This window comes from Nodularia sp. UHCC 0506 (assembly GCF_034931045.1).
GTDB lineage: Bacteria > Cyanobacteriota > Cyanobacteriia > Cyanobacteriales > Nostocaceae > Nodularia.
The window spans coordinates 103,530-122,731 of sequence record NZ_JAYGHH010000004.1 but is presented as its reverse complement, the minus strand read 5'-3'; the positions used below and the strand labels follow the sequence as shown (position 1 = coordinate 122,731).

The window sequence follows — 19,202 nt, the reverse complement described above, 5'->3', positions numbered from 1 at the left end:
ATGGGCGATACCGCTTGCCAATGTGCCAATGCTTTCTAATCTTTGCGCTCTGAGAAATTGAGATTCAAGGTGTTTTTTCTCGGTAATGTCGGTATTGACAACTAGGATAGATTGTGACGTAGTACCAAAGTTTTGCACTAATGTCCAACGGCTTTCAACAATAATTTCTTTGCCTGATTTGGTTCTTTGATGTAACTCGCCCTCCCATGAACCATGTTGCATCAGATGCTGGAATGCTGCTTGTAATATGGCTTCATTTTTTTCATGCCAAAGCTCGTGTGTTTTTTTCCCAATTACTTCTGCTTTTTTCCAACCATATAAATTCTCCGCAGCTTTGTTCCAAAATAAAACAGGGTCGCCTATATCATGGACAAAAATGGCATCGGTGGCAATGTCGAGTAAAGCGGCTTGTTGGCGAATTTTCTGTTCTGTTTGTTTGCGTTCCATTGCGTAACGGATAGAACGCTCTAGCAAGGGTGCCGTTAACTGGCTTTTTTCCAGATAGTCTGCTGCGCCGGCTTTCATGGCTTCTAGGTCTATTTCTCTGTCTCCCTGACCAGTTAGTAAAATTATGGGGGACAAGTAACCGTTGGCTACTGCTTCACGTAATAGTTCTAGTCCGCTATTAATTCCTAAACGATAGTCTACCAGATAAATATCATAATTTTGATTAGCGATCGCATCCTTTCCGGCTTCATAATTATCTATCCATGACAACTCGCAGCCAGCTACCTGAAACTCTCCAAACCAATCACGAGTTAAAATATAATCGTCTTCATCATCATCAACTAATAGCACTCTAATCAGATTCTGGTTCATACTTTTTCCACACCGTCTAGTGGCAACTGGACTACTTCAAACCAATATTTTCTTATACTTTTCATGATTTCAACCAAGGCGGCAAATTTTACTGGTTTGGTGATGAAGGAATTTGCACCTAAATCGTAGGTCTTGTATATGTCTTCTTTGTTCTCTGAGGTTGATAATACAATCACCGGAATCCGCCGCAAAGTGGGATCTGTTTTAATATCTTTGAGGACTTCAAGACCATCTTTTTTAGGCATATTTAAATCTAATAAAATTAACCCTGGAATGGGGGCTTTACTTTTGTCAGCATATAGACCACGATTATATAAATAATCCAATAATTCTTCGCCATTACTCACAATATGTAGGTCAATTAGCAATTTGCTTTCTGCCAATGCAGCACGAACTAAAATATGGTCATCTTCATCATCATCTGCCATTAATACTGTTACAGCCGTTTGACTACTCTTCACCCTGAATTTTCTCCTAAGTACCTCGGCAAAATTAATTATACATTTTGCCAAAAAAATATAAATCCCTATGATTTTGTTCTGTTCCCTGTTCCCGTTCCGAAATGTACAATTTATTCTGCACGATCACTGATCAATTAGCCATCAACCAAGACCGTATAAATCATTAAATATACAATTACGAACATATTTCTATATACATTCTACATCTATTAAGTTAGAGGATGCCATTTTGTAGCCTTTTAGTAATCCTTCTCTAGAGAGAATATAGCGATTTTCACATGAACGAGAACAGTGTTAATAGCTCAAAGTCTTGATATAGGGTCAGTTTACAGATATATTCAATTACCAATAATAATTTTAATCCCTCCGCCTCTCATGACTTTATGCTCAAATCTCTGCTGTAAGTGCAGTCATGTCAGCATTTTATAGCACTTTGCTATAACTAGAAGTTGTAATTAATGGGCAAAGTCACAATAAATTTTGCTCCTTCTCCTGGTTGACTTTCTACTGTAATTATCCCATGATGTCGTTCAATAATTTTCCGGCAAATGGCTAAACCCATACCAGTACCTTTATATTCATTACGACCATGCAAACGTTGAAAAACGTTAAAAATGCGGTCAACATACTTTTGTGCAAAACCGATGCCATTGTCTTCAATAGTGATTTGACAGGTATCGTAAACTACAGAATTTTGATCTGATTGATTAGGTAAAATTTCACTGTAGACTTTGACTACTGGCGGTATTTGAGGTCGGTGAAATTTCAGGGCATTGCCGATAAGATTTTGCAGTAATTGGCGCATCTGTAGGGGGTCAGCTTTAATAGTAGGTAAATTGCCTACTTCTACACGTCCATTAGTTTGTTGAATACTTACTTCTAAATCAGACAAGACTTCCTGTATGATATGTGTCAAATTTACTACTACAAAAGGCTGCGCCCTGGTGGTAATTCGTGAAAGTGTCAATAGGTCTTTAATCAAAGTCTGCATCCTGAAAGCAGCGTTCTGCATTCGTTCTAAATAATCCCGTCCTGGCGCACTTAAGTCATGTTCGCAGGTAGTTTTAAGGCGATCGCCAAAGGTGATAATTTTCCGAAGCGGCTCTTGTAAATCGTGGGAAGCGATAAAGGCAAATTCTTGCAATTGTTCATTAGAACGGGTGAGTTCTTGGCGTTGACGAGTTTCTTTATCTAAGATTAAACTCTGATCTAGGGCAACACCTATTTGATCTGCAAGTTGTCGCAACAGTTCAATTTCCCATTCTGTCCACTTCCGGGGGCGATCGCACTGATGAGCAATTAACAGCCCCCAAAGTTGATGTTCGCGGAACACTGGCACAATTAAGTTAGCTTTAACACCAAATTTTTGTAGCCATTTGATATAGCAAGGTTGGAGTGCAGCTTGTTCTATGTCAGAAATTGCAGTAATTTGCCCCTGGCGATATTTTTGAATATAGTCTTTTCCTAAAGAGGGATTATTGATTATCTGTCCAAAAACCATCGGGAAACCCGGAACTAATGCTTCTTTCAAGACAACGTAAGTACCATTGCTACGTATACATAAAATTAATACCCGGTCGGCGTGTAGTAGCTTTTGGACTTCTGTCACACTGGTTTGCAGAATAGTATCAATTTGTAAAGACTGGCGAATTTTCAGCGTGATGTTGGCGAATAATTGCGATCGCAAGTTTTGGCGTTGTAATTCTGTTTGTACTTGTTGGAGTTCATCCAAAGCGGCGCGGCGTTGACTAATGTCCATAATTCCGCCAATCATCCGTACTACATGATTATCTTCGTCCCACACAGCTTGACCACGGGCTAAAATCCACTTGTAAGAGCCATCCTGACACCGGACTTGATGCTCACTAATTAAAAATGGGGTTTCCTGAGCGCTGTGGTCAGCAATTGCTTGTCGCACAGCATTGAGATTTTCTGGATGTATTCGGGAAATCCATTCATGAAAATTAGGGGAAATTTCGTGGTCTGCGTAACCAAGCATTTCCTTCCAGCGCCTTGAAAAAAATACTTCATTAGTTTTCAGATTCCAGTCCCAAATACCATCATTGCTACTTTGCACAGCTAACTGCCAACGTTCTTCACTAATTTTCAGTGCATCCTCAAATCTTTGACGCTCTATAGCTGTTGCTAAAAGATTGGCTACAGCTTGGATAAAATAAATATCATCTTTAGTAAAGTGATGCTCTCTGATTGTATGTGCGCCTAATACGCCAAAAGGGGATTCTTGACCCTGAATTGCCACACTTATACCACTCACTACTTGATGCTCACGTAACAGGGCTGGGCTATGAAATCGCGTTTCTTGGTGAAAATTAGTCACCATCACTGGTAATTGAGAAAGCAAGGTATAACCAGCTTGGGAATTTATATCATTATTGACAATTGCTTGTCCCACCAGCCCAGATCGCCAACCGACTCCCGCCCGCAGTAATAATGCTTCACCATTTGGTAAAAGTTCCAAAATTTTGCAATATTCCACCTTGAGATTTTGGGCAACAAGGGTGACACAGGAATTCATGAGTACAGTTAAATCTGTACTAGCTAAAGCCTGTTGACTAAGTTCGGCCACAACAGCTTGTTGATTAGCACGTATCTCCAAGGCTGACTCTGCTTCCTTGGATTTGGTAATATCGATTTCTACCCCAGTTATTCGCACAGCCACACCAGAAGCATCATAAAAAATAGTGCCTTTACTAGCTAACCAGCGAATGTTGCCATTGGGTAAAATCACACGAAACTCAATGTCATAGTCTAATTCTTCCCGAATCGCGCGCTGATCCGCGTTCCTCACAAGATCCTGATCTTGAGGATGAACGCAATTAAAAAAGGTTTCATAATTACCATCAAAAGTACCTTTTTCCATGCCATAGAGAGTTTCCAGGGTATCAGACCAAGTAATATGGTTAGTCACAAGGTTCCAGCTCCAAATACCCATATTGGCTGCTTCCAATGCCATTCCCATTTGTTGCTCCCGCAATAGTGCTACCTGAGTTTGCTGCCGTAATTCCTGTATGGCATGATGAGCTTCCACAAGACGGTGTAATCTGTGCGATAAGACTGTCCACTGAATCGGCTTGGTGACAAAATCAGTTGCACCCACAGCAAAAGCTTGCTCCACAGATGCTTGATCATAAAGAGAAGTCATGATTAACACAGAGGTGTTTTCCGCATCTGGAAGTGTTTGCAATTCAGCACAGCAGGTAAATCCATCCATGACTGGCATCACGGCATCTAGCAAAACTATATCTGGGCGGAGATGAGTACAGGTAGCAATCGCCTCTAAACCATTACTCGCTTCTGCCGACTGATATCCAGCTTGTTTGATCAGATGGCACAGTTGCATTCGTGTAAAGGCATCATCATCTACAACTAAAATTAGGGTAGAATCTTTCTTGAACATAGATTGATTAGTGATTATTTTTGATTAACGGCTGGCAAATATACCTGAAATTTTGTTCCTTTGCCGACTAAACTCGATACAGCAATAAATCCATCATGTTCTTTGATAATGCCTAAGACCGTTGATAATCCCAATCCGACACCTTTACCGATTTCCTTGGTTGTAAAAAATGGTTCAAATATTTTATCTAAAAATTTCTGATTAATACCTAAACCAGTATCAGTAATTGTCAAGACAATATAATCACCAACTTGAGCATCAATATACATCTTGGCATAATTTGCATCAATCAAAATATTTGCCGCAGATATTGACAAATTACCACCATGAGGCATAGCATCACGAGCGTTGAGGCATAAATTCATTAATATTTGATGGAATTGAGTAATATTTCCCCGAATGGGTAATAAATCTGGTTGAATTTCTAGGGAGAGGATAATTGATTTCGGAAATGTTTGTCGTACAATTTGCTGCATTTCTAAAATCAAGTTTTTTACCTGAATTACTGACTTTTGAGTGATTGCAGGTTCTCCAGGAATATCAACACTTATTCCTTGCACAAAAGATAGTATTTGTTGGACTAAATTAACGCCATGTTTTGTGTTATTTTCTATGATAGATAAAATTTTCCGAGTCTCGCGATCGCTGTATTTAAGTTGCAATAAATGTACTGACATTAAAATTGGTGACAACACATTATTTAAATCGTGAGCCATGCCACTGGCAAACATACCAATCTTTTCCACCCTTTGAGCGCGTAAGAATTGCTTTTCTAGTTTTTTTATCTGAGTAATATTTGTATCCACTATCAGGATAAATTTGGCTTGAAAATTTTCATCCCGAAGTAAAGTCCAACGACTTTCTACTGTAATTTCAGCCCCCGATTTACTATTTTTTCGCACCTCTCCCTGCCAAGAACCATACTCTAATACATCTTGATAAATTTCTAAGTCCTTTGATAAAGCTTGGTTGTGCAAAAGTTCCATAATATTCTTACCCACGGCTGCTGCTGCTGGCCAACCATAAATATTTTCTGCGCTTTTGTTCCAAACTAAAATATTATGAGATAAATCTCGGACAATTATGGCATCTGTAGCAATGTCTAACAATGCTGTTTGCTCGCAAAGTTGCATTTCGGCTCGTCTACGTGCGGCGAGGTCTTTAATTGAGTTTCGCCTGACTTCTAACTGCGTAACTATAAGACGGCTAATTGCTTGCAGTGCTTCCACCTGTTTTGTAGTAATTTGACGTGGTATGCGATCTACTATCGATATAGTCCCAATGGCCTCACCTCCTGGGACTATCAAAGGTACACCAGCATAAAATCTCGCATAAGGTTCGGAAGTAACTACTGCATCCGTGGCATACTCTGCATCTGCTAAGGTGTCAGGGATAATCAGAGTTTCTCTTTGTTGGACGCAACGTCTACAGAAACCAATATTCATTGATATTTGTGGGATATTCAACCCAATTTTTGCTTTAAACCATTGGCGATTGGCATCAAGCAAATTAATTAAAGCTATTGGTGTATCACAAATTTGGGCGGCTAAGAATGCCAGATCGTCGAATCCTTGTTCTGGTGCAGAGTCGAGAATATCATATTGATACAAAGCCGCAATCCTGGCCGCTTCATGATTACACACTGAAGAGTTCATTAAAATTTTCCTACTAATACTCAATTACAACTTGCCTTCGTATTAATCGTGGTTATCTTAAGTTATCAAGTAGGAAAGGTATTGAGGAGATAATGCTAAAGAGTCGCCTGTGATCAGTTTTGTTTCAAGTGCCATATAAATTTACAACACATCTACTTAATTGGTACTTCAAATCAGTTCAGTCTTCACTGCACTTGATTTTGATAAAGTTATGATTGAAATTATCTCAAACGTGTCAGCAAATAACTTTATTACAACTATAATAGTATGTCTGATGGAGGTTGACATCAATTTTTTTTGATTCAAGTATTTTTACAGAAGTAATTAAATAAATATGCAATTTTGAATACTTTATGTTGTCAACAGAGGCAGAGGAGCATAGTGTAGGGGAAAAGAGAAACGGTTGTTAAGTAACAGGACGTTTAAAGTAATTTCTAACTCCCCCTTGCTCCCTGCTTCCTGCCCCCCTGCTTCTTATCCCCTGCCTCTTTGTTAATTATTTGCGCCCATTAACTCAACCGCATCTCTGTCATCCCAATCTTGTAAATACACTTTTACTATTTCTTCTTTAGCGGTAGGTAGTTTTTTGCCAATAAAATCTGGGTGAATTGGGACTTCTCTATGACCCCTATCTACCAAAACGGCTAAACGAATTACTTCTGGTCTACCATACTCAGTTACGGCATTCAATGCCGCTCGAATTGTGCGACCTTTAAAGATTACGTCATCTACCAACACAACTGTTTTTCCTGTGAGGTCAAAAGGGATGTTAGTTTTTGCTGGAGTCCTTAACCCAATTTTGTCAAGATCATCTCGATAGAATGTAATATCTAATGCTCCCACTGCGACATTAATACCTTCGAGTGTTTCAATTTGACGTGCCAATAATTCTGCTAATGGCACTCCTCTAGTATAAATACCGACGAGGACTAATTGGGATAAATCACGGGACTTTTCCACAATTTGAGAAGCGAGGCGAGTTAAGGTTCGACGCAGGTCTTCTGAGGAAAGAATTTCAACTACTTTGGCAGACATAGTTTAGATGGGGGAATGAGTAGAGAGTCCAGTAATCGCTGCTGTACAAGGGGATGAGAGCAAAAATGGCTTAATGCCCAATGTTTTATATTTATGATTACCTGTTTATGAGTATGAATAATAAAGCGATCGCGATCGCTAACCACAATAAAAAAGCATATCGAGTCAATAATAAGGCAGTTTCAATGGCAGTTGGGGTAATGGGATGAATTGCATCTCCTAATAGTGGTTTTGGTTTAGGTATTCCCCCGTACCAATTTGTACCTCCCATTTGCACACCTAAAATAGCAGCATAAGCACATTCACTCCAACCAGAGTTAGGACTAGGATCTTTAACTGCATCTCGGCAACACATTCGCCAAACATAAAAGGGTTTACGTGATAACAGTGCCAAGGTAATCACCGTTAAGCGACAAGGTAGCCAAGTTAAATAGTCTTCCAACCTAGCACTAAACCACCCCAAATAAGTATAGGGCGCTTGCCGATAACCCACCATTGAATCAAGAGTACTACTAGCTTTGTATGCTAGAGCCAGAGGAATTAAGCCCACACCTGGCACACAAGCACCCACAACAGCATAGAACAGTGGAGCCATAACACCATCAGTAGCATTTTCGGTGACAGTTTCTAACACAGCCCGCAAGATTTCTGCTTCTGAAAGCCTTTGTGTATCCCGACCGACATAATTACTTAAAATATTCCGAGCTGATTCCAAATCTCCGACTGTTAATGGTTTTAAAACGTGATTTGCAGCTGTTCGGAGACTTTTAAAAGCGAAACAACTAGCCAGAAGAATGCTTTCTACAACCATTCCCCACAATGGATGCAGCGCTTTAGCCATTTGAATGATTAACCAACCGATACAACCGCTACCAAATATTAAGGTTATGCCTAAGAAAATTCCTGCTATGCGTTGTGTTAGAGAATGGTGACAAACTAAGATCAAAAATTTAGTCAGGCGAGAAATTACCCACCCCATAACTTGCACCGGATGAGGCCAACCCCAAGGATCACCAATCAAATAATCTAATAGTGCAGCAAGAATCAAAACCACAGATGATGTCATTTGTCTTTTATGTGAAAGCGAAAATTTAAAATTCTTAAGTCCCTAGATTGATCTGTGGGTCAATCGGAATCCAAAATCCAAAATTGTATGACTAATGACTAAACAACAAAACTAGCTTCTTCTCCCAGAGACGCTTGCCAACTCCGAGCATCATAATAGAGGTCAGCCAGAGTAATACTATACAAAGCTTCCTTAAGTTTTTGGTTGAGTCTTTTCCAGAGAGTGAATGTTACCCAATCTTCAGTTTGTGCCGGAGTTGGAGTGTGGTGGGGTAAACGAGTAATAGTTTCGCCGACGGCTTCTAAAATTTGACCTATTGAAATTTGTACAGGCTTTAAAGCTAGTTGATAACCGCCAACGCTACCCCGAATTGATTTGACTAATCCAGCCCGACGCATTTCTATGAGTAACTTTTCCAGGTAAGGTGCTGGGATATCTTGGCGAAGTGCGATCGCTCTGACTGATGCCGGGCCATAACCTGGCTGTAAACTTAAATCTAGCAATGCCTTTACACTGTAATGTCCTCTGGTAGTTAGTTTCATACTGGCAAGTTTTGTTTATTATCAGATGTCAGTTGTTTTGTTGTTACCACTGACCAAAGAGGCAGCAGGACTGCGGGACGCAAGGAGCAAGGAAGACTTGGAAACAAAGTAGCACTTATCTCTGTTTAAAGACCTGTTCTTTTCTCCCCTGTCCAAATGGTTCTGAGCAAATAATTTTCTTTATGCTCAAAAAAATATTGATTTCAAGATGCAAAGCATCAAAAATAATGCTTCCTGGTTTGGGAGCAACTAAATTTATGTATGAGTTTTTCTCCCCTGTTCCCTGCCCCCTGCTCCTTTGCCTCTTTTCTGATCAGTGAATAACTACTAATGCTAATGATTAAAGGATCAGTTTTGCTGACCATCTTGTGTTTTCATTATCAAGCTTACCAGCTATACAAGTTTTGAGGGTGGCTTTAGAAAACTTAAACAAATATAGTCTAGCACTGACCACAAATTAGATATAGTTATGAAGATTATAGAGAATAGATTGTCTTGACAATATTGATAATTGTGTAACAATTTCATATCAGAGTGTAATATACTTGGCAAAGCTGAGATAAAAACTAAAGGATTCGGTTCTTACTAGTTCAATGTCAGCTAAAATAAAATCGATTCAACTACTTCAACCATTCATTTCTCATCTAAGTTGATGCCTAAACTGAAAAAAATAGAACCCCTACTGGGTGAAGAACTGCTCAAAAAAGTTAAAGAGCTAGAGAGCCTTAGCAAAGAAGATAAAGCCAAGCAGTGCGGCTACTATACCGTCACCAAAAATGGTATAGAGCGTGTGAATATGATGAAATTTTTGAATGCCCTCATTGATGCTGAAGGCATTCAGTTAGACAGTTCACCCAGTGCCAACGGACGTGGTGGGCGCAGTGCCAGCTATAGAATTAGCGTGCAATCAAACGGTAATTTACTGATAGGTTCAGCTTATACAAAACAGATGAATCTTCAACCAGGAGATGAGTTTCTCATCACCTTGGGTAAAAAACATATTCGTCTGAGACAGGTAGACGCAGATGAGAAGGAAGATATAGAAGCCATAGAAGCTACAGCTTAATAAATTTTTAGTTGTCAGTTGTCAGTTGTCAGTTCTGAATTTTTCCACTGGCCACTGACCATTGGCTTATAAGCAATGACCAATGACTAATGACTCAATTCCTGAAGTGCCTTGCGCGTCACTGCCAAGCTGCATATTAATGTAACTTGTTCCCGTTCTAGTAAGCCTAAAATATATTCGTAATTACCTCTTGCAACCACAGGTAATTGGTGTAAACCTCTCAGGGTCATGCGATCTAAAGCTTCCGACAAGAGTTCATCTTGCCAAGCATAGATAATTTCAGTGGTACAAATATCAATGAGAGTTTGATCAGCTAAATTATTCGACATTTCATTGGTAGAATGGGAGTGATTTTGCAACAGACGCAGAACACGATTGATGTCTTCTAGAGATAGGATGCCCACTAATTGCTCTGCTTCATCAATCACTAAAGCACTACGACAGCGATCGCGGATCATTTCTAAAGCTGCTTCTAACACTCCCAAGGTTGCAGGCAATTTTTTTGGGGAAATCAACATAGCATCTTCTCCCAAAAGTTGCTGGACAATTTCCGCCTGTTCATCTTTCAATTCAGACAGACCAATTTGTTGCAAGTTAGAATTAGAGTTAAAATTTGGCTTAGACTGTTCTATTATCCATACACTTAAACCCACTGCTGCCATTAAAGGTAAAACAATGCGGTAGTCACGGGTAAATTCAAATAACATCAAAATAGCTGTTAATGGCGCTCTGACACTGGCCGCTAACACTGCTGTCATCCCCACCATTGCATAAGCTGCTGGAGCCGCCATAATCTGCACCAACTGCCGGAAATAGCATAGTAACGGTTTTAGCATCAGCCGCTCCAAAAGAAGCACCCAGAAACATTACTGGTGCAAATAAACCACCAACAAAACCACTACCCGTACTGATGGCCGTCATTAATAATTTCAATGCATTAATCCCACGATTAACCCACCCAGGATAGGAACACAGGCAAAAGTCCAGTTACCCCAGACACTAATTACACCCAGGAACCTTTGTCGCATGAAATGATGAATTAGCTCAATTAAGCAGTGAAATGTGACTACGCCCATACCCTTACCACCGCCAATAAGTAGGGCTAAAAATAGTACAACAGTCTCCGGTGATAGTTGAAAACTATTAATCAGTTGTGTTAAACGAGTAGAAGGTGTAGGAAATATAGGTTGTTCAGTTACCTTCCTCAGTTCACTGGGAGGCAAGAGAGTCATGAAGAGGTGGGGTAAATGTAAGAAAAAACTTAAATTTTTAGCTGCTACTTCTTATTGTCAGCCATTCTTGATCAAGCAAACAAGTTAAGTGTAATTTGATGGATTTACAAAGCTTTAGTAAAAAAATATTTGGCTTGTTAAAATTTTGCTCATGAGAATGCTTAAATAAAAGAGAATTAATAATCAATGGTCAACGATCGCTAGTCCGGTGCAAGTCAAGGCTGACTTATTATTTGTAGAAAAAATAAGTGTCTGTCAACTGAATCGATGTATCATCGGTCAGCAGGAAAAAACAGCCATCTTTAACCAAATCTAGTTATACTCGTGTTGCGGCCATTGAGCCATGCTTTGTAGAAATATAATTACACAGATTGATTCATGGCTGATGTCAGGTAAAACTGTGAGGTCTACTAAGTATTTTTCCTGAATGCAATATAGCTATTGTAATAGAGCGAGTAAATGGACTAAGCGGACGAGGTAGATGAATATACACACCTTTGATAATGATTATGTTGCTTGCCCAATTTGTCAAAGAAATGCCAAGCAAAGACTAGCCGAGTCGCATATTGGCTTGTTTAGCTGTCCATATTGTCAGCAAAGGCTAGTAGTCTGTAGAAGTGGCCATTATGTCCGCGATCCGTTTATGCTTAAACAAATCATGCTTTGTTCGGCTCTACGTCGTCAAAGTAGTCCTTTAGCTAGAATTATACGAGATTTTATTCTGATTAAGCGTCCGGTATTAAGCTTGGCTGTGAGTCTGGCTATTTTCTTAAGCCTGATCACGATGACGCAGCAAAATACAAAATACGATCAGCAACTTCCTACTACGGAAAAAATTCAGAAAGGGGAATAGGGGCGCAGGGCGGAAGTTAAAAATTAAAAAGTTTATGCTGTAGGCTTTTCGGTGCTTGGGAATGTGGGTTTATTTAGTCCGTGCTGATGGCGATTATGCTCAATTCTGTATTGGTACAGGTGTCAAAGACGTTCAACCAAAAACAGGTTGGGATTGAGTCTTTTTACACGGACTCGAACGAACATCATAAATCAAATTCTCAGTTTTTGAGAAAGGCTGAATCAAAAATCAAACATTCTCAAAGACGTATTTACAAAAGGGCTAAGGGTTCTAGTGGCAGGAAAAGAGTTAGAAAACTTTACGCCAAAAAGCACTTAAAAGTAAATAGGCGAAGGGATGAAAACGCTAAGACAATGGCGCATAACCTAGTCAAGTTCAACGACTTAGTAGCCTATAAAGCTTCTTGGCAGTATTTTTACTCAATAATCAGCTATTTTCATCATTAATTGTTTCTGAAGACGCAACCATCTGTAATGGTAAAGACAGTACATAGCGGTGTCCTGATTCCCGTGAACCTTGAATCACAATTTTTCCCCCGTGAAATTCTGCCAGTTCAGAACTAAGCAACAAACCCAAGCTTTCACGCGTCAAGTTCTGATGATTTTCAGATAAATCCTTAGCAGAATTGATCATGAATATATTTGATTCTGAATCAGTTAAGTTAGGTTCTGTTTCCGGTACTACAGGCCTCTCTGAGTCCTCCTGACTTTCTGGAGAAGTGCTATGGGTTGCAGTTTCGCCTGTTACTTGGGGCTGGGAAACAGAATTGAGGTGAAAATAGGAATCAATCTCTGTTATGCCATCTCCCAGCCAGGGATGAGAAACCCAAACAGTAATATTCAGTGTATTTTCCTGATAAGAAACGTGAATACGAACAATACTACCTGTAGCCGAAAGTTGACTGACACTAAAGATTAAGTGATATAGAATTTGCCGCACCTTATCTTTATCCAAAAGCCAAATGCGGCTATATCCTGGTTCTATAGATAAACGAATATTTTGCTCTCGGCGGTTAGTAGCTTCTTCTAGCGTATTGATAACTTGTTTACATAGCAATTCAATATCTACAGGAGAGATATTCAACACAGAAGTGTTTTCATCCAACTCCCCCAGTTCGGCTATTTCGTTGACTAAACAAAGTAAATACCGACCACTATGTTGAATGATTTCTAGATATTCTCTCTGTTTCATAGTTAAAGGCCCATAAATCTCACGTCCTAAAACGCTGGCCATTCCTAGTACAGATGTCAAGGGTGTACGTAACTCTTGAGTGATATGTCCCAATAGTTGCAGTTTTAGTTGCTGAGTAGAATCAGATTCTGTTTCTAAATTAGCTGGGATGGCTTTTATACCACTTGTTCGTTGGTCATTGAATAATTTCGTAGCTGCGTTTTGTGAATAAGTTTTTTCGGCATTTTTTTGCAACAATATAAAGTCACGCTCGAATTCACTCATACACCAACGAGCTATTATTTGTAAAAATTCAACATCACGAGTTGTAAATTTACGTGGCACTAAATCCATGACTGCTAATGCACCCAAACAATTCCCCGAAGCATCGATTAGTGGTGCGCCTAAGTAAGCACGGATGCCATAATCTTGTACTAACTTACCAGTTCTTAATAAATAATTTGGTAGTTTGTGTGTATCATCTATTACGTGAATTTGCAGAGTTTCGACCACTTGGGTGCAAAAAGACTCTTCACGCAACAACTGACGGTTTTGTGCCAGATGATTCATTAGCCCTAGCCTAGATAAGCCCACGGCTGATTTAAACCAATGACGTTCTTGGTCTACGAATCCCAATATGGAAATTGGCGCTTCTAAAGAGTGGGCAGCAATTTGAGTGGCTTCTTCAAAAACCGGAATTGTTTCTGTTTGCCGCAAACCCAATTCAGACAATGCTTCTAGACGTTGTTCCTCTGCAAAATCTTGAGAAGCCCAACCATCTTTGAAGTCCAACAACTTGTTTTCAGGCTCTACCATTACCATTACTACCTTGATATTTTTCAATCTTGTAATTTATATAACCCCTGGTTCTGGGTTATGATTTTCTATTTTTAAGCATTCCCTAATTTTGCTCCTAATCAACAAGATACGAATAGAAATTTTATATCTCATTGGTAAACAGGTAGTGTAATCTGCCTTATTTGAAGTTTTGATGGTAAATAGCGGTATGTTTATCTTGGATATTTATTTCAAGAACCGCAAAGAAAAACAAAAGCAGAGCGGGGATGTTCATCAATTAATCTGAGATTCCTATATATGAAATACCTGTCAGAATTAGTACTAATTTAAAAAAAATTTATATAAAATTTACAAACTATTCATGAATTTGGCTAGTTTTTCCGTATTTTTACATAAAATCATACAATCAGTTATTTATACAATTAATTTATGTATATATAAACCGTAAATTACTTCATGTAATGAAATTTCTCAATCAGCCAAATAAATACTTGATTCAGACTTTACTATTAATTCATCAGTAAAGGCTTGTATTAATAGGCAAAAATTTGATATCCATTTTTGAAGATAGCTTAAAAACAGATGCATAATAATATTCCTTTTGTAGACCTAAATTTACAACACCAGCCGATTCAACATCAATTACAACAGGCAATACAGGCAGTATTGGCACAGGGAGATTTCATTTTAGGGAAAGCACTGGCAAATTTTGAAGCAGCTTTCGCCGCAGCATCTGGCACAGAATATGGTATTGGTGTGGCATCGGGAACAGATGCGATCGCTCTGGGATTACAAGCGTGTAATATTGGTGCGGGTGATCACGTAATTTTACCTGCTAACACCTTTGTGGCCACATTGATTGGAGTTTTACGAGCTGGGGCCAAGCCTATTCTCGTAGACTGTGATCCGCAAACAGCCTTAATCGACTTAGAAGCAGCAGCAAAAGCAATTACACCACAAACCAAAGCCATTATCTCCGTACATCTCTATGGACAAATGGTATCACCACAACAGCTATTAGACTTAGCTGATACTTATAAATTACTAATTTTTGAAGATGCAGCCCAGGCACATTTAGCCGCAAGAGAAGGATATCGCGCTGGTTCGGTGGGGATAGCTGCGGCTTTTAGTTTTTATCCCAGCAAAAATTTAGGCGCATTTGGGGATGGAGGGATGCTGCTGACAAGAGATGTAGAAGTAGCACAAAAGATGAAGCGCTTACGAAATTATGGCGCATCCCAAAAATATTTTCATGTAGAATCAGGTACAAACAGTCGTTTGGATACATTGCAAGCAGCAGTGTTATTAGAAAAACTACCACATTTGCCACAATGGAATCGCGATCGCCTGACTATCGCCCAGCAGTATGATATTGAACTAGCACCCCTAGCATCGGCTGGCATTATTCCTATGCAAAATCACAGCAGCACAGGACACGTTTATCACCTATATGTGATTAAAGTTGATGATTCTTGTCCCCTAAAACGCCAGCAAATCCAAGACAAACTCGCAGCAGTAGGAATTCAAACCGGTATTCACTACCCCATTCCTTGCCATCTCCAACCAGCTTTCACCGACTTAGGCTATCAGCAAGGAGACTTCCCCCAATCTGAAAAGCTGGCAAATCAAATATTGTCCTTACCCATGTATCCAGGTTTAAGCAGTAACCAAATCCAAGAGGTTGTAGCAGCTATTACATCGGCTCTCAATATTGAAGGACAAAAGTTATTATGTATTTAATTTACACTTTTTAAACCGTAACTCAGTAATTGATATCGTTTGAAAACATGGCACTTCAGCAACAACTAAAACAAAAAAACACGGTACAATTGCTCAACCTAGCAATTTTCCTAGCAATTTTCGGCTTTATAGTGCTGCTCTATGCCCCTATCTTGCTGCACTGGCTGGATGGTTGGCTAAACAAAAGCATTAGTATCGAACACGAATACTTTAGCCACGGTATTATTGGTCTGCCATTTGCTGCATACCTGGTTTGGTTAAACCGGAAAAAGTGGCATCGACTCCCAGATACAGCCCATCCTGTAGGTGCTGTTTTGCTCACAATCGGGGGAGTATTTTATCTGAGTGGTGTTCCAGAGTGGGTTAATATTTCCCTACCTACAATACTGGCTGGATTGTGCTTCTGGTTCAAAGGCATACCAGGCTTTCGACTACAAGCATTTGCTTTGCTGCTAGTCTTTTTAGCCACCCCAACAGCAATTCCCTACCTCCTAGTTCCCTATACCTTACCTCTCCAAAGCTTCATTGCTGGTACAGCAGCCTTTATCCTCAATCAAATAGGTATGGAAGTTGTTGTAGATAGCATAAATATATACGTAAATGGCAAAATTGTGGAAGTTGCACCCTATTGTGCAGGACTAAAAATGTTGTTTACTACTTTTTATGTCAGCTTAATGCTGCTTTATTGGACGGGGACATTATCTTCACGCCGCATTACTACTTGGTTTTTATCTTTTGCCCTCATCATTAGCATTATTGCTAATATCATTCGTAACACTTTACTCAGCTTCTTTCACGGCACAGGTAACGAAGCAGCTTTTAAATGGCTACATGACAGTTGGGGCGGAGACCTTTACTCGGCTTGTATGTTGCTGTTATTAGTACCTTTACTGAATTGGATGAATAACTATTACTCCACAGATCCTGAATTTGAGCCAGAAGCGGAAAATGTTGGATAAAGAAAACAAACAACGGGGAAAGACTTACCCAAAATTTCTTTTGACTTCTCCGACTGCATTCAACAATTTTATACATAAATTTTTGGGGCATTTTTCAAGTAAGATTTTGCATAAATATGGCAATTTTTGCTGATGAATCCCTTATCACAGTTTTTGAAAGCAAAGCAACTAACTCACCTAGCAGTACTGTTGTTGTTACTAATACTATTGGTAATCTCAGGAGTTCCCGGATACCTGACAGGACAGTGGCAATGGAAACAACCACCACCTGTTCCTAATCTGACAGAATTGAGAAAGATACGTACAACCGGGATTACCATTCCTAATTGGCAAACTGTTGAACAAGCAGAACAATTTGTAGGTACTAATAAATGGTCATTGCAAATTCTCAAGCAAGAAGGCACTCAAAACCGGGCAATATTACTTTTGCATCCACAAAATGGCCCGATGGATCAGCCAGAGGTAGAGTGGACTGATATTAATAGCTGGGGAAAATCTCGCTGGCAAAGATGGGATATAGCTCAATTTCGCTCTGCGGAATTTACTGTCCAACCGCCCCCAACATCAGAATCAAATAAAGAAATTAAGGTAGAAGCAAGGTTCTTTCGCGTCTCCACTCAACAGGAAACTTTCGCTGTTTTGCAATGGTACGCCACCCCAAATGGCGGATATCCATCGCCTGTGCGCTGGTTTGTGGCAGACCAATTAGCTCAATGGCAGAAAAATCGTGTTCCTTGGGTGAGTATCAGCATCATGATTCCTATGGAACCTTTAGGTGATGTGGAAACTACTTGGGACTTAGCTCAGTCTATTGGTAAAACAATACAAGCTACATTGATGGCCAGTCCTTTTTAGAAAAGGGAGAATGCGTTTGTGCAGCAACAATAAAGCACAAAGTTATTAACAACATTGTCCCTTTAAAGATTTAAAATGTCTTCAGAGTAAAATCATCAATCGGTAGAATTTACTTTCATCTCAGTTTTACCAGGATTCCATTTCTGATATGCGTGTATCATTTAGCGCTCTATATTTTGTTAGTTTTCAAACAAGTATTTTATTGACCACTATTGTGCATCCTGTTGTTGCCCAGTCTTTATCGACACCTGATCAATTGACAGGGCAATTACCCTCCCTCCCGTCCGGTGCTGTTGAAGTACAACCACGGTTACAACTACCCTTTCCTCCACCAGATTCTGAGGGTTTGAATAATGAGGTTTCTCCCCAACTCAACCGCTATCTTTTGGGGCCAGGAGATGTAATTAGTGTTATGTTTCAGCGCCCGCCTGGCCCCTATCGCTTAGGGCCAGGAGATGTAATTAGCGTTGCGGTTCAGCGTTTCCCTGATTTAAGTTTTCAATCCTCAATTAATCCAGAAGGCAATATTATTGTGCCGCTACTCGGCACAGTGTCATTACAAGGTTTAACTTTAGAAGCAGCACAAGAAAAAATTCGGGTGTCGCTAGATCGTTTTGTGATCGATCCTGTAATAGTTTTATCTTTAATAGGACAGCGCCCAGATTCAAGTTTTCAAGCTCAAATTGATTTAGAAGGTAATATAGTCGTTCCGCAAGTGGGGACACTTTCTTTACAAGGCTTGAGTTTGACCGAAGCACAAGAAAAAATTCGCTTGAGTTTAAGCAATATTTTGGTTGAACCGCTTTTGGTGGTGTCCCTGGCAACACCACGACCAGTGCAAGTTACTATTAGCGGTGAAGTGTTTCGACCAGGAATTTATCCTGTTTCTTCCCCAACCCCCCGTGTTGCTGATGCTCTGTTCATTGCAGGTGGTTCTACAGTGAGCGCCGACCTGCGACAAGTAAAAGTCCGTCGGAGGTTGATAGATGGTTCTGTGATTTCACAAACTGTGGACTTGTATGCAGTCTTGCAGAATAATGGATCACTACCAACTTTACGCTTACAAGATGGTGATGCCATCATTGTCCCACGTCAAGAAATTGGTACGGATGACGGTTACGATCGCAACTTAGTGGCTCGTTCATCCCTGGCTGTACCACAAATTCGCGTCCGGGTTTTAAACTATACTGTGTCAGGAATGGTGACGCAAGCATTACCTAATGGCAGCAAGTTTATAGATGTTTTAGGAGGAATAAATTTAGATAATGCTAATCTCCGGGATATTGCCCTAGTTCGCTTCGATCCCGAACAAGGTAAGGCTGTCACCCAGAAATTGGATGCAAGAAGGGCTTTAGCTGGGGATGTATCTCAAAATGTGCCACTTCAAGATAATGATGTCATTGTTGTGGGACGCAATTTAGTCGGGAGACTTTCTAATCTTCTCACTACTATTACACAGCCTTTTTTCAATATACGGTCTTTCCTCAATTTCTTTGAAAACTTTGGTGGTGGTGGGAGGTAATTCGTAATTCG

The 19,202-nt window shown here is 39.8% G+C and carries 15 protein-coding genes and 1 pseudogene; 7 read left to right on the top strand and 9 right to left on the bottom strand.

Annotated elements, in window-relative coordinates:
- The 7 genes from VB654_RS05040 to VB654_RS05010 form a co-directional block, all read right to left on the bottom strand.
- Window positions 1-819 (bottom strand): PAS domain S-box protein (locus tag VB654_RS05040; protein WP_323212425.1); only part of this gene is annotated, 819 nt, incomplete at its 3' end.
- Complete coding sequence (locus VB654_RS05035; RefSeq protein ID WP_323212423.1) at window positions 816-1,280, bottom strand: response regulator; 465 nt, start codon at window positions 1,278-1,280, stop codon at window positions 816-818. The genes VB654_RS05040 and VB654_RS05035, both read right to left, overlap by 4 nt.
- Before the next feature lie 442 nt (window positions 1,281-1,722).
- The gene (locus VB654_RS05030) at window positions 1,723-4,698 is read right to left on the bottom strand and encodes a PAS domain-containing protein (RefSeq protein WP_323212422.1); all 2,976 of its coding nucleotides are present in this window, start codon (window positions 4,696-4,698) and stop codon (window positions 1,723-1,725) included.
- Between the two features lie 14 nt (window positions 4,699-4,712).
- On the bottom strand, window positions 4,713-6,353 hold the full coding sequence (locus VB654_RS05025) for an ATP-binding protein (RefSeq protein ID WP_323212421.1): 1,641 nt from the start codon (window positions 6,351-6,353) through the stop codon (window positions 4,713-4,715).
- Between the two features lie 492 nt (window positions 6,354-6,845).
- On the bottom strand, window positions 6,846-7,388 hold the full coding sequence (gene pyrR / locus VB654_RS05020) for a bifunctional pyr operon transcriptional regulator/uracil phosphoribosyltransferase PyrR (RefSeq protein ID WP_323212419.1): 543 nt from the start codon (window positions 7,386-7,388) through the stop codon (window positions 6,846-6,848).
- A gap of 97 nt (window positions 7,389-7,485) precedes the next feature.
- Window positions 7,486-8,454, bottom strand: a complete 969-nt coding sequence (cbiB, locus tag VB654_RS05015) for an adenosylcobinamide-phosphate synthase CbiB (protein WP_323212418.1) — start codon at window positions 8,452-8,454, stop codon at window positions 7,486-7,488.
- A 98-nt stretch (window positions 8,455-8,552) separates the two neighbouring features.
- Window positions 8,553-8,996 carry an Rrf2 family transcriptional regulator gene (locus tag VB654_RS05010; protein WP_323212417.1) on the bottom strand — a complete coding sequence of 148 codons (444 nt, stop codon included), beginning with the start codon at window positions 8,994-8,996 and terminating at the stop codon, window positions 8,553-8,555.
- 652 nt (window positions 8,997-9,648) lie between these two features.
- Between VB654_RS05010 and VB654_RS05005 the strand changes: the two genes are divergently transcribed.
- Complete coding sequence (locus VB654_RS05005; RefSeq protein ID WP_323212415.1) at window positions 9,649-10,062, top strand: AbrB family transcriptional regulator; 414 nt, start codon at window positions 9,649-9,651, stop codon at window positions 10,060-10,062.
- Window positions 10,063-10,148: 86 nt separating this feature from the next.
- Here VB654_RS05005 and VB654_RS05000 read toward each other — a convergent pair.
- Window positions 10,149-11,294 (bottom strand): annotated as a pseudogene (locus tag VB654_RS05000) (chloride channel protein).
- Window positions 11,295-11,775: 481 nt separating this feature from the next.
- On the opposite strand from VB654_RS05000, the gene VB654_RS04995 reads away from it, so the two are divergent.
- Together VB654_RS04995 and VB654_RS04990 are read left to right on the top strand one after the other, a co-directional pair.
- The gene (locus VB654_RS04995) at window positions 11,776-12,147 is read left to right on the top strand and encodes a hypothetical protein (RefSeq protein WP_323212414.1); all 372 of its coding nucleotides are present in this window, start codon (window positions 11,776-11,778) and stop codon (window positions 12,145-12,147) included.
- Window positions 12,148-12,266: 119 nt separating this feature from the next.
- On the top strand, window positions 12,267-12,593 hold the full coding sequence (locus VB654_RS04990; protein WP_323212498.1) for a transposase: 327 nt from the start codon (window positions 12,267-12,269) through the stop codon (window positions 12,591-12,593).
- Here the strand turns inward: VB654_RS04990 and VB654_RS04985 are convergent.
- The gene (locus VB654_RS04985; protein ID WP_323212413.1) at window positions 12,574-14,133 is read right to left on the bottom strand and encodes a GAF domain-containing sensor histidine kinase; all 1,560 of its coding nucleotides are present in this window, start codon (window positions 14,131-14,133) and stop codon (window positions 12,574-12,576) included. The two genes, VB654_RS04990 and VB654_RS04985, sit on opposite strands and share 20 nt — an antisense overlap.
- 564 nt (window positions 14,134-14,697) lie before the next feature.
- On the opposite strand from VB654_RS04985, the gene VB654_RS04980 reads away from it, so the two are divergent.
- From VB654_RS04980 to VB654_RS04965, 4 genes are all read left to right on the top strand, one after another.
- A complete protein-coding gene (locus VB654_RS04980) occupies window positions 14,698-15,855 on the top strand; it encodes a DegT/DnrJ/EryC1/StrS family aminotransferase (RefSeq protein WP_323212412.1) in 1,158 nt (385 codons plus the stop codon).
- 47 nt (window positions 15,856-15,902) lie between these two features.
- Window positions 15,903-16,814 (top strand): cyanoexosortase B, encoded by a 912-nt coding sequence (gene crtB, locus VB654_RS04975; RefSeq protein WP_323212411.1) that lies wholly within the window; start codon window positions 15,903-15,905, stop codon window positions 16,812-16,814.
- Window positions 16,815-16,946: 132 nt separating this feature from the next.
- Window positions 16,947-17,669, top strand: coding sequence for a cyanoexosortase B system-associated protein (locus VB654_RS04970; protein WP_323212409.1), 723 nt, complete (start codon window positions 16,947-16,949; stop codon window positions 17,667-17,669).
- A 148-nt stretch (window positions 17,670-17,817) separates the two neighbouring features.
- A complete protein-coding gene (locus VB654_RS04965) occupies window positions 17,818-19,191 on the top strand; it encodes a polysaccharide biosynthesis/export family protein (protein WP_323212408.1) in 1,374 nt (457 codons plus the stop codon).
- Window positions 19,192-19,202 lie beyond the last annotated feature (11 nt).